We start from the raw sequence: 13887 nt of genomic DNA on the forward strand, positions 1-13887 counted from the left end.
AGATATTAACAAGCCTTTACGCATAAAAATTAGCAGGTTCAACCGATTCGATTACTCTTGCTATAAAAGCGCTTGTTTCTATATTTCTATAAAATTACTAATCAAGAAAGTACTCATAAAAAAGCATCAATCAGAATCTCAGCATATCCTTATGTTTCCATTGCTGTACTTTTATTTGCGCTTCAAAGGCGACTAAGCTGTCACTAATAATTTTTGCTATCAGGGTGTTTAGAGCAGGATGGTCGATATCAAGCTGTGCTACACCTTTGGCAATGGCAACCATAAGGGGATCTAGGTTTTTATCATCGAGTAGACGCGCATTGAGCGAAGTCGCTGTGTTGACGCCGATATTGTGCGCGATGCTTTGCAGTTGCGACTCGATAAGACCGCCTGCGATAGGAATCAGGCGTAGCAAACGATGCAGCTCAGGCGTATTAGCGATGCCGTCTTGGATAGCATGCCCCAACTCTTGAGCGATAATATCCTCACCCGTGGATTGATTGTTAATTTTGCGTAGCTGCGGCACTAGCTCAGAGCGTAGCAAATCGAGTAGTACCGCCTCGATATCATCACGATTGCTGCCTAAGCTTGATTCGATAAGTGACTTTTGGGTAGTCGGATTAGTGAGCTGTTGCCGATAGTTGTCAATCGCGGTCAGTATCACCCGATCTGACAGCTCTTCTAAGACTAAGTCGATATAAAACTTAATTCGGTTCAACCAAGGCTGAGGCAATACTTGATAACCAAGCTGATAGAGACGACGACCGATAATCACGACTCGAAACAGACGCAGCGCTCGCAATTGCGGAAAACAACCAAGCACTTCATACCAGTGAATAAAGGGAAAGAAAAACCAACGATAATAAATGTTTTCTTTGATAGCAATAGCCCAACGTACCAGTAGCTCAAAAATCAAAAATAGCGTAAAAAATCCACCTAAGGTACGTAGTGGATCATGCAGCACTTCTCTATACCAGCTCAGTCCTTCGCTTAGTGACAGCCATCCTGCAACATTACTACTAAAATTGCTCATTAAGATAGCATCGAGACTAATCAAAAATAAATCGATACTGATAACGATAATCATAATGATATCGTAAGTCAGCTTGAAGCGATTGGGCTTTGGACGATCTGGGGATAGCTTTGGGTCTATAGTTGGCTTTGCAGCGCTATGAAGTACGGACACAGTTATCCCTTTTGTTAAGTAGTGAGTGCATAAAGTCTGCGATGGTTTAGACTTAGTCTTACCTTGTAAAAACTAATCAAGGCAACTTATGGCTTAAGAGTTTAACGTAGTTTGCGCCGCAGACACAGAATCATTTTGAGGGTTTTTTTCAAAATCGGCAAGCATGTCAGTGATGCGCTGATCTTTTTGTTGCCAAGCCTGCTCTACCCAAGCAAAAAACTGCTCTTTTACGGCAGCGTCTGTTTGATAACTCTCGCTTTGCATATCGTTCAGTAGCTGCTTGGGTATGTCGATATAGCGCACATCAACTCCTAAGCGCTTGATATTTCCTTTCCATAAATCACTATAAGTCGGTATGCCATCGGGATAAACAATGGTCATATCCAATATTCCATCAATCTCATCTCCTAACGCATTGATAGCAAGCGATAGCCCTCCTGCACGCGGCTTGAGCAAATGCGTATAAGGAGCATTTTGTGCATCGCGCTTCGCTGGAGTAAAGCGCGTACCTTCGATATAGTTGAGTAGAGTAAAGGGTTTGTTTTTTAACAAAGCGCAAGCGCGTTTGGCCTCCTCAATATCTTTACCTTTGAGCGCCGGGTTTTTGGCAATCGCCTCTTTAGAATGCCGACGCATCATTGGAAAGTCCAAAAAATAAAAGGCCTGACCGATAACTGGAATATAAATAAGCTCAAACTTGGTAAAAAAGCGCGTCAGTGGCAAACGGTTTTCGCTAATATACTGCACAATACTGGTATCGACCCAAGACTGATGGTTACTAATCAGCAAATACTTGCCCTCAGGACTGATATCCTCAGGCAGGCTGATACGCCAATCCTTGTTAGGTAAAATATTATCTATCAGCGCATTATTACTATGAATCCAGCGATTGGTCACATTGATGACGGTTTTGTCAGCTGTTTTTGAGCCGGTAATGACTTTGGCTGCACCCATAAACCATACTGGCAAGCCTGCTGCCATACTAGTGCCAGTAATCACGCCAGTAGCAGTGGTCAAAGAAACGGCTTTACCAAGCTTTGGCGTGCGCTGATGGAGTTTTTGCATGAATGTCGCTAGTTTCATAAAGTATCCTTACTGATCTTAAGTGGCGCTTACTCGGTGGTGATGACTAAAAAGATGACTAAAAAATAGTATCGATTCTAGCAGTTTTTTCGCTGAGTGTACGAGTGTAAACGTAAATAATCATACTAAAACTATTGGTATATTAACTATCGGTACATTAAATTGATTACGGCTAATGGGGACTACCTCAATAATCTAGAAGTCATTAAACTTGTACCACTCTATGGACTCTATCCGATGACTCTAAATCTATTCCATAGTAAATGGAATCAATCAAAAACAATTCATGCAGTTCTTGTACAGAGGTATGACAAAATATTACACATAGAGAGCTTTGCCTGGTCATAATAGTAACGATTGTCATTGATAACTAGTAAGCTGTTTTTTGTAATTGCTATAGTTTTTTACTTAAGGACAAAGTAAAAATATAATTAACTAGAAATATAGCTGTTAAGTAAGCTCAACTGTTTTTAACTAGGCGGTCTGAACTGGCTTTTTAATCACAAGTTATCAAAATAAAATAGCAACGTTTTCAAGTGATACTATATATTATAACGATTCATTTAATTTGAGAGGAAACAATTATGCGTAACCAACTTATGATTGCAGCAGTAGCGTCAGGTCTAGCTTTAAGTGGTTGTACTACTGATCCAAACACTGGGCAACAGCGTCTGAACAAGACCGCTCTAGGTACTTTAGCGGGCGCGGCAGGTGGCGCGGTAGTTTCTAAAGCAACGGGCGGCGACAAAACAGGTCGTGACGCGGCTATCGGTGCAGCTTTAGGTGCAGGCGTGGGCTATTATATGGAGCGTCAAGCCAAGCAGCTTGAGCAGCAAATGGCAGGTACTGGCGTTACTGTTGAGCAAAACCCAACGACAGGTAACATTGATCTAGTCATGCCAGGTAATATTACCTTTGGTTTTGATGATGCGACTCTAAGCCCCTCGTTCAAGCCTACGCTTGATAAGCTTGCATCTACTATGAATCAGTATAACCAAACTACTGTCAATATCGCAGGTCACACAGATAGTCGCGGTGCTGCTTCTTATAACATGGGTCTATCAAAAGATCGCGCTTATTCAGTAGCGAACTATTTGAGCGCTCGCGGTGTATCTTCTAACCGTATTAATGTCGTTGCATATGGTGAGTCGCGCCCAATCGCTAATAATAATACTGATTATGGTCGTCAACAAAACCGCCGTGTTGAGCTTACTATTAACTCTCCACAGAGCATTAACTAAGTCATAAACTAAAGTGATAGCTAATACAATAGCTAGCCTATACCGTTAAATTACCTATTTAAAAGTCAGCTTACGCTGGCTTTTTTTTATTTAAAGAACATCTCTAAATAACAAGAGCTTTGTATGAGAGCAGCATAAGAGGAAATTAAAATCGGGCTAATTTATAGTTGATAATAGTTATCAATAACAATATAATTTGCAAACAAAATAATTTTATTTTATATCTATTAGGTCTTACTGAGGATGCCCATGACTATCAATACTGTGTCGAACCGTAGAATCCTGCCCACGACTCTAGCAGCGACTCTAGCTAGTTTATTGCTGCTATCAGGCTGTACAAAGCAGACCGATGAGGAAGCTGTGACGACTGATGCGCAAACGACACAGACAGAGACCACCAGCTCACAAGCAGCAGCAGAGCAAGCAGGTATTGATAGATTACTTGTCAGCTATGCAGATATGGCGCATGCCGCTTATAAAGACTCGCTAGAGACTGCAAAAGACTTACAAAACGCAGTAAATACTTATGTGGAGACGCCAACTGAGGACAACCTAAAAGCCGCAAAAGCAGCTTATAAAGCAGCGCGTCAACCTTATTCGCAGACCGAAATATTCCGTTTTGATGAAGGTTTTGTGAGCGCTAACGATAAGCGTGAAATAGGTAGCGTCGATGGCTGGGAAGGGCAAGTCAATGCTTGGCCACTTGATGAAGCGCTAATCGATTATGTGAGTGACAGCTATCAGGGCGAGTACAATAGCAAAGACAATATTATCAATAGCAATACTATTAGTGTTGGCAATGTCAAACAAGATACTAGTACCATTACTCCTGAGCTGCTCGCTGAGCTGAGCGAGATTGGCGGTAGCGAAGCCAATGTCACTACCGGCTATCATGCGATAGAGTTTCTACTTTGGGGTCAAGATACCAACGGCGTCGGAGAAGGCGCGGGTAATCGTCCTGTTAGCGATTACATGACTGCGGAGGGTCAATGTACCAGCGGTGATGCTGTCAATGCCGATGCTAGTGTATGCGAGCGTCGTGGTGAGTATCTAAAAGCAGCCACTCAGTTATTGGTCGATGATTTGAGTGCGATGGAAGCTGAGTGGCAACCTGAGAGCGAAGACACGTTACGCAGTGATTTGCTAGAGCGCCGAGGCGATAACGCACTACGTCAAATCATGTATCAGATGGGTAGCTTGGCGCTTGGTGAGCTGGCCTCCGAGCGCATGCAAGTTGCCTTTGTCACTGGTTCTACCGAAGATGAGCATGAGTGCTTTAGTGATTTGACCCATCTAAGCTACGCCAACAATGCTCGCGGTATTCAAAACGTCTTTAATGGTAGTTATAAAACCGTCGATGGTAAATCAGTTGGTGGTTATGGTGTCAAACAGTACCTCATTGATAAAGGTCATACGGCCGAAGCGGACAAACTCACCGCTGACTTTAAACGCGTAGAAGATGCCTTTAATGTATTAGTTGAAAAAGGTGAAAACGAAGGGATTAAAGTCGATCAAATGATTGCAACCGTTGGTCAAGCGACAAAACAGGGCATCACGGCTGAGGAGCAAAACAAGCGCCGCGGTTGGATCGAAAATAGTATCAATAGCTTGCAAGAGCTGACTGCTGGCATTGAAAGTGCGGCCAAAGCGGTGGGGATTGATAACTTAGATGCCGATGCAGGTTCGCAGTTTTAGAGTCAAGAATGCAGCATAATATTTGCTGAGTCGGTATTTTTTGATGAGAGCAATTTTCGTAAGCGTTTGATTTTGCTATACTGATATTGTTTTTATATTTATAAAGCTATTGATAGCGCTATCGATACCGCATTGATACAACAGGCACGTTGTCAACTGAGTTTGGCAACGTGTTTTTATTTAGACGTTCCACTCTTTCCCTAAGAAGCGTTTTACATTCAGTATTTTATACCGCAATCATTCCTACAAAGCACTTATTAGGAAATAAGGTCACTTTATGAGTGTCATCTTCTCAGCCTCAACAACAGTGTCTAAGCTACCGAAACTTAAGCCTGCACCCTTTAATAAATTATTATTAAATATAGCGGTGAGCTTATCCGCACTGGCTTTGGCGGCTTGTCAGCCTACAGAAAATGTCTCGGACCAAGAGACTGTTTCAGAAAAAAAATCCACTTTAGACTCGGCGCTATCTAGCGAGCGCAGGCAAACCATAGAAGCTATCGCAGGTGTGCCTATGCAGACGTTAGCGACTTTTGATCCGCAAGAGATCAAGCAAGGCGGCGACACGGGTATTACCATAACCAGTAGCGAGAGCTATTCAAAACCTTCTTCTAATTTGACCGCCTCGCGTAAAGGCCACTTCTTTATTGGTAATGCTTTTTTTAAGCAGCCTTGGGTGATTGCGCCGGCTAGTACCGATAGCCGCGATGGTCTTGGCGCATTATTCAATGTCGCCGCTTGTCAGTCTTGTCATGTCAAAGACGGTCGTGGTCATGCCCCGATGACTAGCGAAGACGATGCCGATAGCTTATTGATTCGTCTCGCTATGCCAGCGACAACCAATGAGCAGCAGCAGCAACTCAAAGACTCGCTTATCGAAAAAGTCGCGCACCCTATGTATGGCGGTCAATTGCAGGATCGCGGTATTGAAGGGGTGTCAGCTGAGGCGCGAGTAACGGTGAGTTGGACGGATAAACCAGTTACCTTTGCTGATGGTCATGTCGAGACGCTACGTACGCCAACTTTTGAATTGACTCATCCAGGCTACGGCGATTTTGATGATGAGCTAATGGTGTCCCCGCGTGTGGCTTTACCGATGATAGGGCTAGGGCTACTCGAGCAAATCCCTGATGCAGATATCAAAAAACAAGCCGATAGTGAGGATAAAAATAACGACGGTATTCGCGGTACCTTTAACTGGGTTATGGATCCGCAAACCGGTAAAACTACCTTGGGCCGCTTTGGCTGGAAAGCCGGACAAACTAAGCTGCTAACGCAAAATCAAAGCGCCTTTAATGAAGACATGGGTCTGACCTCAAGGATTCGTCCTACCGAGTCTTGCACGCCACTACAAACCGCCTGTCTTAATGCGACCACTGGCGCTGATGATCAAGGCGATGGTAAATCGCCTGTCGAGGTCAGTGATGAAGTGGCCAAATTTGTAGAGTTCTATACTCGCAACTTAGCCGTACCGCATCGCCGTGATGCTGATAGCGAGCTCGTCTTAGCGGGTAAAAAGCGCTTTTATGAGATGGGCTGTCAAAGTTGTCATACGCCCAGATATGAGCTACCAAAAACGGACGATGATCATCTTGAGCAGCATGGACAAGTGATTTATCCTTATACCGATCTACTCTTGCATGATATGGGCGATGATCTTGCCGATCGTACTATCGCCGGTAAGCTGCCACCAAAGGACGCGCAAGTTGAGTTTCTTGCCAACTCCTACCAGTGGCGTACTCCTGCGCTATGGGGCATAGGTCTGGCACAAACCGTCGATCCGCAAGCGACGTTCTTGCATGATGGACGCGCGCGTACACTGATGGAAGCAGTGCTTTGGCATGGCGGTGAAGCACAGCGTCAACAACAAAAAGTGCTGAAACTTGATAAACAAGGCCGAGCTGAGCTTAACGCCTTTTTAAAATCGCTGTAGTCGATACTAAATTGAAATAAATATACCGAGAAAAATATGAAAAAAAATAAAGCTAATCCTGCTTTAGTCATGGTGTTATCGGCTTTGAGCGCAGGTCTGCTTATCAGCTGCGTTAAGCCTGCTGATGAAAAGCAAGCGACTGATAATGACAGTCAAAAAGTGGTAGAGGAAAATAGCGCGACTGCAGATGCAACCGATGCAAATGCTAGCTCTACAGCTGCAGTTATCCCTGTAGAGATTAGCGCGGAAACTGAAAAAACCTACCTAACCCATGTCGCTGATGACCTGATCATTCCTGCTTACGCTGATGCTGCTAAGCAAAGTACTCTCTTGCATGAATTAGCGACAAAGCATTGCCAGCAAGCGCCTGTCAGCGGGATTGAGCTGCAAGTACTACGCGATCAGTGGCTAGTGTTAGCGCGAGCATGGGCCAGTGCCGAGATGATTAATTTCGGCCCAGCAAGTGAGAGCATGAGTAATCTATATATTAACTACTACCCCGATGAACGCGGCTTAGTGCATAACGGGGTCGCCGATCTTATCGCTGCCAATCCTAATCTGACCAAAGAGCAGCTCGCTGACGAGAGTGCTATTGTGCAAGGCGTCCCTGGTCTAGAGGAAGCCTTGTATGCCAATGAGAGCTTAAATGCAGCACAGTGCGCTTATGTATTAAGTGCAAGTAGTGCTCTAAGCGCGCGCCTAACAGCGATTGAGAATAATTGGCAAAATAATGCCACGGAGCTGCTCGCTATTCATAGAACTGCGGACAGCGATCAAGGCCTCAATCAATGGTTTAACTCTTTACTGTCGATGATTGAAACTACCAAAGCAAGCGCTATCGACCAGCCGTTAGGTCTCACCGGCACAGCTAAAGGCCACGTACCTGCCGCTACAGCTGGTCAAAGCCGCGCGATTATCAATGCTAAGCTTGCGACCTTAAACAAAGCACTGACAGATCCCGTACTGAGCGCTATCTTGAATAGTAAAGAGGAGAGCGTCGTCGGTAATAACTTATCGACTGCCTTAGCGCAGACGACAACTTTGCTAGCACAAATGCCAGAAGATATTACGCAAGCGGATAAAGCCGATCAGCAGCAATTGCTTGAGCAAATGGCAGAGATTACCCGAGTTATCAAACGTCAATTGATTCCGACGCTAGGTATCCGTGTTGGTTTTAATAGTACCGATGGTGATTAATACAGTGTTCTCAAACGCTTAGTAGCCATTGTCTTTAGGCTTGTTAGTTTGAGTGCAGATAAGTTAGAGTTTTTATTGATAGTTCTATATTGCTGACCTGTTAAGGTATAAAAGATGAATAATAAAAAGTCTAATAGCACTGCTATAACTAAACCTAGCGACTTAAAAGGTAAGGAAGGGCCTTTAATCAATACCGCGCTCAACACCTTGCTAAGCACTGTCTCGGCAACAGCAGCGCTAGTAGGCGTGCATCATTACTACCGCAAGCAGCAGCAACCAGACGCTCGTTTGCAAGACTACGTGGTTGGCATCAAGGCTAAGCTGCAACTATTGCCATCAGCGCAATTACCGCGACTACAGAATGCTTATCGGCAAGCGAAATTAGCTTATCAAAGTTATCCTAAAGATAGCGACAATGGAATAGGCGAACGTTATATCACTACTATGTTATCGCGCCCAGTCTGTTGGGTGAGCGGGGTGGCGGCGATGCCCAAGCGTTTGATCTCGAATAATGGTAACGACAATTATAACGAGAATGACTTTGGCGTCGTCGGTATCGATGCCGATCGGCAAATCGTCTGGCAAACCACCATGCCAGAGCGCGTGCATGATATCGTGGTGCAGCCTTTTATTAGCAGTAGTAAGAAAACTGAAGCTCGCGATGTCGTAGTAATGGGTCGCCGTCCTAGTGAAGGGTTTTGGGTTTTAGATACCGCTACTGGACAGGTGAAATACGCTATCGAAGCCGCCACTGACCGTCACTTTTATGGTCATGCTTGCTATAGCCTTGATGGTTCGCAGCTTTATATTACCGAAAACGATACTGTCAGTTTAGACGGTAAAATTGGTATATACGATGCAATTAATAACTATCAAAAAATTGCTGAATTTGACTCATACGGTATCGGTCCGCATGAGCTGATTATGCATCCTGATAGCGAGACTTTGATTGTTGCTAATGGCGGTATCAAGACCGAACAGGCTTCACGTGAGGAGCTGAATTTAGATAGCATGCGTCCATCTTTAGTTTATCTCAATCGTTATACTGGCGAGCTACTAGAGCAAATAACCCCTCAGCATAATCAGATGAGTATCCGTCACTTGGCTATGCATGATAATGGAACGGTTATGATAGGGGTTCAATTCCAAGGCGAGAAGCATATTAATGTGCCGTTAGTGTTGACGCATCAGCGCGGTGATATTGAGTTTGCCCCACTGACTATGCCGAATAATCAATGGCAGCGCTTCCATCAGTATATCGCAAGCGTCGCTGTCGATAGTGAGCGTAATCTACTTTGTGTCACCACACCTATTGGAGGCTGCGCGGCTATTTACGACTTAAACACTTATGAGCTTATTGATTCGATTGCTTTGCTTGATTGTGCTGGAGCCTCAGTGAGTGTTGGCGAGCAAGGCGGTTTTGTTGTTAGCGATGGGCAAGGGCAATTAACAACTTTAAGTGTCGATAAGCAAAATAGAATAATCACCAGCGATAAGCGATACCATAAGATGTCTTTTGATAATCATTTGCAGGCGCTTTGATGAGACCGCTACATGCTTAGCCGAAACCTTGCTGCTAGAAACATGATAGATACGACGCCTTTATTACAGAGCGCTATCGAGCGTTTGGCGGCAGCTAAGATTGAGCTGCAGATCAGCAAAAAACGCGTCAAAAATATCAACTTTCGCCTAAAGCCCAATCTACTAACGGTCTCTGTACCGACTTCTATCAATGCTATGCAGATGGCACAGTTTATCGATAAACGTGTCTCGTGGGCGCTAGCTCACCATCAGCAAGTGCTAGAGAATTATCAGCGTAAACAGAAGCAGCACCTACAATCTAACTTAGCAAAAACAGACGAACCGCTTTGGTTATGGGGTGAGCAGCAAACCTTTACGCTGAATCATGACAAAAAAATCGCACTTTACCGTCAGCAACTCTCACAAGTTATGCCAGCGCTGTTTGAGAAATGGCAACCTATTGTTGGTGCACAAGCGACCGAGACTCGCATCAAAAAAATGCACACGCGCTGGGGGAGTTGTAATACGCGCGCACGCCGTATTTGGCTATCAGTGTACTTGCCGGCCTATCCAATAGAGTGCACCGAGTACGTTATCGTTCATGAGCTGTGTCATTTGCACCACGCCAATCACAGCCCGGCATTTTGGCAAACGGTGGCGACAGCGATGCCGGAGTATAAGCAGTGGCATGATAAGTTAGCGGGGAAAGGTGGGAAGTTAGACTAATTATCGAAAGCTTTGTTGTTTAGAGAAAAAGGATAAGTTATGGACAACGTCAATCAAGCCGAGTTTTGGCAGCAGCGTTACCAGTCAGACAGTATCGGTTGGGATATGGGCGAGGTGTCGCCACCGCTCAAAGCCTATATCGACCAGTTGCCTGAGTCAGCTAAAGACCAAGCTATTTTAGTACCAGGGGCGGGCAATGCCTACGAGGTCGGTTATCTGCATGAGCAAGGCTTTACCAATGTCACACTGGTGGATTTCGCGCCAGCGCCAATTGCCGACTTTGCCGAGCGTTATCCTAGTTTTCCGTCTGAGCAGCTAATTTGTGCGGACTTCTTTGAATTATCACCTGAGCGCTATCAGTTCGATTGGGTGCTCGAGCAGACGTTTTTTTGTGCGATAAACCCGCAGCGCCGTAATGAATATGTACAGCAGATGGAAAATTTATTAAAGCCAAAAGGCAAGTTAGTAGGTGTACTATTTAACAGAGACTTTGGTAATACTCATCCGCCGTTTGGTGGCGATATTGAGGAATATAAAAGACGCTTCGAGACGCACTTTGATATCGAGATTATGGAGCCTTGTTACAATTCACATCCCGCGCGCCAGGGCAGTGAGCTATTTATTAAACTACAAGCGCAGTAATCTCTCGCTGAATATTTTTCCGAGCCTGCGTCTCCAACCGCTGATAGTAATAATCGCTCAAATACAGTCTTGGATGAGCGAGCAAGTTTTTTAATACCTCAGTGCGTCCCACGCGATACTCCGCGTCTGCAACGTGACGATACTCCTGCCTTACTGCTTTGGCATACTGTCTGTACTTAGACCAACTCGCGCCTAGGATAGATAAATCCATATCTAATAAATAGGCGGCATCGCTATCGTATTCGTCGTTTAATTGGTGATCTGCGGTCATTATTATTAAATTATAGATGCGCCTAATTTGTTCAACGCTTAAATATTGATCTAGGACTTCTATTACATACTCGGCGCTTTTGAGCTCATTATCGTTACGTGTTGGATCATAAACTACATCGTGGTAAAACAGTGCTAAAGCTATGATGGACGGTTGCTGTAGTTTATATTTAATCTGCTCAAACTCACGAAAAAGCTGCTGTAAATGTGTGAGCGTATGATAAGCGCGCTCAGGTTCACTATAGCGCTTTGCGAGATCTTGCCAAAGCACATTAACTCTCGCATTTGTCATATCGCTATTAGTAACTAGTAGATGCTGCGCAAAGTATTTGCTGAGTTTAGAGGAGATCGGCAAGATATCTGTCATATTTGCTCAGCTCTTATCAGCCGCTTCTTCTAGCGCTTGCTTGAACACATTACCCAACAAATTTACATCATCGACACGGGCATAGTTGAGACGCGTGACAAAAGCAATATGCCGATGCGGCCCTGCCTCGCTTAATGGCACAGCGACCGCGTTTTGGTTGTGCAAATGCAGCTGATTTAGCGCCATCCCAGGGACTAACGTTGTGCCCATATTAGCTAGCGCCATCTGAATTAAAGTATTTAGGCTCGCGTCAGAAAAGCTCGATTTCATCTGTTCACGATCGAAATGACAGACAGATAGGGTTTGGTCTGTTAAACAGTGCCCCTCGCCTAATAGCATCAGATTAGCGGTCGCGAGCTCATCAGCGTTAATGCTATCAAGCTTGGCATGCACATCATCTTTGGGGAATACGGCAAAAAAGTCCTCCGACCAAAACTCGAAACTGTGCAGTCCATCAACCGCATAAGGCAGTGCAATAATAGCCGTATCGATATGACCGTAGCGCACTTGTTCGAGCAAGCGCTCGGTTTGCTGCTCGACAATAGTCATGCGAAATTCAGGGTGATGTGCTCGAAGCGCGGGCAAGACCTTAGGCAACAGATACGGGGCGATGGTCGGAATGATACCAACCGTCATCGGATAAGCCAGCGGCGCTTGATGGCTATGAGCGCGAGTCGTGAGATCATTGACCTCAGAAAATATACGCTGGGCACGAGTCAAAATATCTTGCCCAATAGGGGTTATCAGCACTTGCTTGTTATTGCGCTCAAAAATCTGCGTATCGAGCTGCTTTTCTAGCTCTGCTATTCCTAAGCTCAAGGCTGATTGCGAAATATTGCAATCTTCAGCGGCGCGTTTGAAGTGACGATGCTTAGCAACGGCCAAGGCAAATTCGAGTTGACGTAAAGTAATCATAGAAGCTCTCTGATGCAGTTTAGAAGTTTTGTGAAAGTATTGGTTTATCTTATCGCTCGCAAATCGATAGATATAGGCGCTTTACGTATTATTATTTAATGAGTAACAGCGGATAGAATAGTTTAACAAGATTAATAAAACAAAACATCAAATTAAAAACTTTTAACTGGATTAACCATAGAATTCGCGTATAGTTTGTTTTGTAACCCAGATAGGTAAAGCCAGCAGCAAGATGGATTGCACTATTAAAAACGGCAATTAACCGCAGCTAGCATAGTAGATATCTTAATGTAGAATGTAGATAGCTTCATTATTTTATTTGCTCTCTAAAAACCTATCGATCTAATCATTATTATTTCTGTAACCATAAACTTAACAAAAAAGGAGCCACTCATGGCCGCTATTATTAATCAAGAAATCCCAGAATTTTCAACCGAAGCGTTTGTAAACGGTGAATTTAAAACCATCACCTCAGAAGACGTTAAAGGTAGCTGGGCGATCTTTATGTTCTACCCGCATGACTTTACGTTTGTTTGCCCAACTGAGCTTGAAGATATGGCAAACCATTACGAAGAGCTAAAAGGCCTTGGCGTAGAAGTGTATTCAGTATCGACTGACACCCATTTTGTGCATAAAGCATGGCACGATTCTTCAGAAGCTATTGGCAAAGTACAGTACCCAATGCTAGGCGATGGTACTGGTAAAATCACTCGCGGTTTTAACATCATGATCGAAGAAGACAATGCTGCTCTGCGTGGTACTTTCTTAGTGGATCCAGATGGTCTTATTAAAGTCGCTGAGATTCATGACCTAGGTATCGGCCGTAGCGCAAAAGACATGGTACGTAAAGTAAAAGCGGCACAGTACGTTCGTGACAATGACGGCGAAGTATGCCCAGCCGCTTGGGAGCAAGGTCAAGCAACTCTAAAACCAAGCCTTGATTTAGTTGGTAAAATCTAAGCCATTGCTTGTTTTAAATAGCTAGACCTATTAGCTATATAAAATAACAAATTATAAATAGTAAAGCCCTCATCTGAACCGACCCCCATAAGTTGGACACAACTTATGGGGTATTTTTATGCATTACGACCTAGACTTTAAGCTGCAAGTC

12 protein-coding genes are annotated in these 13887 nt (G+C 44.3%); 8 read left to right on the plus strand and 4 right to left on the minus strand.

Annotated elements, in window-relative coordinates; all coding sequences use genetic code 11:
• Positions 1-130: 130 nt before the first annotated feature.
• Positions 131-1186: a hypothetical protein gene (locus ACS8FD_RS09035; RefSeq protein ID WP_439275516.1), complete on the minus strand. Its 1056-nt coding sequence runs from the start codon at positions 1184-1186 to the stop codon at positions 131-133.
• Between the two features lie 93 nt (positions 1187-1279).
• Positions 1280-2269, minus strand: coding sequence for an acyltransferase (locus ACS8FD_RS09040; protein WP_439275517.1), 990 nt, complete (start codon positions 2267-2269; stop codon positions 1280-1282).
• Positions 2270-2853: 584 nt separating this feature from the next.
• Here ACS8FD_RS09040 and ACS8FD_RS09045 point away from each other — a divergent pair.
• The 7 genes from ACS8FD_RS09045 (at position 2854) to ACS8FD_RS09075 (ending at position 11224) form a co-directional block, all read left to right on the plus strand.
• Entirely contained in the window at positions 2854-3510 is a 657-nt protein-coding gene (locus ACS8FD_RS09045; protein WP_439275518.1) for an OmpA family protein, read from the plus strand.
• Between the two features lie 249 nt (positions 3511-3759).
• Positions 3760-5205: an imelysin family protein gene (locus tag ACS8FD_RS09050; protein ID WP_439275519.1), complete on the plus strand. Its 1446-nt coding sequence runs from the start codon at positions 3760-3762 to the stop codon at positions 5203-5205.
• 277 nt (positions 5206-5482) lie between these two features.
• Positions 5483-7138, plus strand: a complete 1656-nt coding sequence (locus ACS8FD_RS09055) for a di-heme oxidoreductase family protein (RefSeq protein ID WP_439275520.1) — start codon at positions 5483-5485, stop codon at positions 7136-7138.
• A gap of 36 nt (positions 7139-7174) precedes the next feature.
• Complete coding sequence (locus tag ACS8FD_RS09060; protein ID WP_439275522.1) at positions 7175-8335, plus strand: imelysin family protein; 1161 nt, start codon at positions 7175-7177, stop codon at positions 8333-8335.
• Between the two features lie 114 nt (positions 8336-8449).
• Positions 8450-9877: a DUF1513 domain-containing protein gene (locus ACS8FD_RS09065; protein WP_439275523.1), complete on the plus strand. Its 1428-nt coding sequence runs from the start codon at positions 8450-8452 to the stop codon at positions 9875-9877.
• Positions 9878-9919: 42 nt separating this feature from the next.
• Complete coding sequence (locus ACS8FD_RS09070; protein ID WP_439275524.1) at positions 9920-10582, plus strand: M48 family metallopeptidase; 663 nt, start codon at positions 9920-9922, stop codon at positions 10580-10582.
• A 39-nt stretch (positions 10583-10621) separates the two neighbouring features.
• On the plus strand, positions 10622-11224 hold the full coding sequence (locus ACS8FD_RS09075; RefSeq protein ID WP_439275525.1) for a methyltransferase domain-containing protein: 603 nt from the start codon (positions 10622-10624) through the stop codon (positions 11222-11224).
• Here ACS8FD_RS09075 and ACS8FD_RS09080 read toward each other — a convergent pair.
• Positions 11205-11861: an HD domain-containing protein gene (locus ACS8FD_RS09080; protein ID WP_439275526.1), complete on the minus strand. Its 657-nt coding sequence runs from the start codon at positions 11859-11861 to the stop codon at positions 11205-11207. The two genes, ACS8FD_RS09075 and ACS8FD_RS09080, sit on opposite strands and share 20 nt — an antisense overlap.
• 6 nt (positions 11862-11867) lie before the next feature.
• A complete protein-coding gene (locus ACS8FD_RS09085) occupies positions 11868-12776 on the minus strand; it encodes a hydrogen peroxide-inducible genes activator (protein WP_439275527.1) in 909 nt (302 codons plus the stop codon).
• A gap of 393 nt (positions 12777-13169) precedes the next feature.
• Here ACS8FD_RS09085 and ahpC point away from each other — a divergent pair, with 393 nt between their 5' ends.
• Positions 13170-13736: an alkyl hydroperoxide reductase subunit C gene (gene ahpC / locus ACS8FD_RS09090; protein ID WP_439275528.1), complete on the plus strand. Its 567-nt coding sequence runs from the start codon at positions 13170-13172 to the stop codon at positions 13734-13736.
• Positions 13737-13887: the final 151 nt, after the last annotated feature.

Source organism: Psychrobacter sp. 1U2 (genome assembly GCF_051847575.1).

Bases quoted from the DNA above. Each gene is read 5' to 3' on its own strand.
- ACS8FD_RS09040 (WP_439275517.1), bottom strand. From the start codon at position 2,269: ATGAAACTAGCGACATTCATGCAAAAACTCCATCAGCGCACGCCAAAG.
- ACS8FD_RS09045 (WP_439275518.1), top strand. From the start codon at position 2,854: ATGCGTAACCAACTTATGATTGCAGCAGTAGCGTCAGGTCTAGCTTTA.
- ACS8FD_RS09050 (WP_439275519.1), top strand. From the start codon at position 3,760: ATGACTATCAATACTGTGTCGAACCGTAGAATCCTGCCCACGACTCTA.
- ACS8FD_RS09055 (WP_439275520.1), top strand. From the start codon at position 5,483: ATGAGTGTCATCTTCTCAGCCTCAACAACAGTGTCTAAGCTACCGAAA.
- ACS8FD_RS09060 (WP_439275522.1), top strand. From the start codon at position 7,175: ATGAAAAAAAATAAAGCTAATCCTGCTTTAGTCATGGTGTTATCGGCT.
- ACS8FD_RS09065 (WP_439275523.1), top strand. From the start codon at position 8,450: ATGAATAATAAAAAGTCTAATAGCACTGCTATAACTAAACCTAGCGAC.
- ACS8FD_RS09070 (WP_439275524.1), top strand. From the start codon at position 9,920: ATGATAGATACGACGCCTTTATTACAGAGCGCTATCGAGCGTTTGGCG.
- ACS8FD_RS09075 (WP_439275525.1), top strand. From the start codon at position 10,622: ATGGACAACGTCAATCAAGCCGAGTTTTGGCAGCAGCGTTACCAGTCA.
- ACS8FD_RS09080 (WP_439275526.1), bottom strand. From the start codon at position 11,861: ATGACAGATATCTTGCCGATCTCCTCTAAACTCAGCAAATACTTTGCG.
- ACS8FD_RS09085 (WP_439275527.1), bottom strand. From the start codon at position 12,776: ATGATTACTTTACGTCAACTCGAATTTGCCTTGGCCGTTGCTAAGCAT.
- ahpC (WP_439275528.1), top strand. From the start codon at position 13,170: ATGGCCGCTATTATTAATCAAGAAATCCCAGAATTTTCAACCGAAGCG.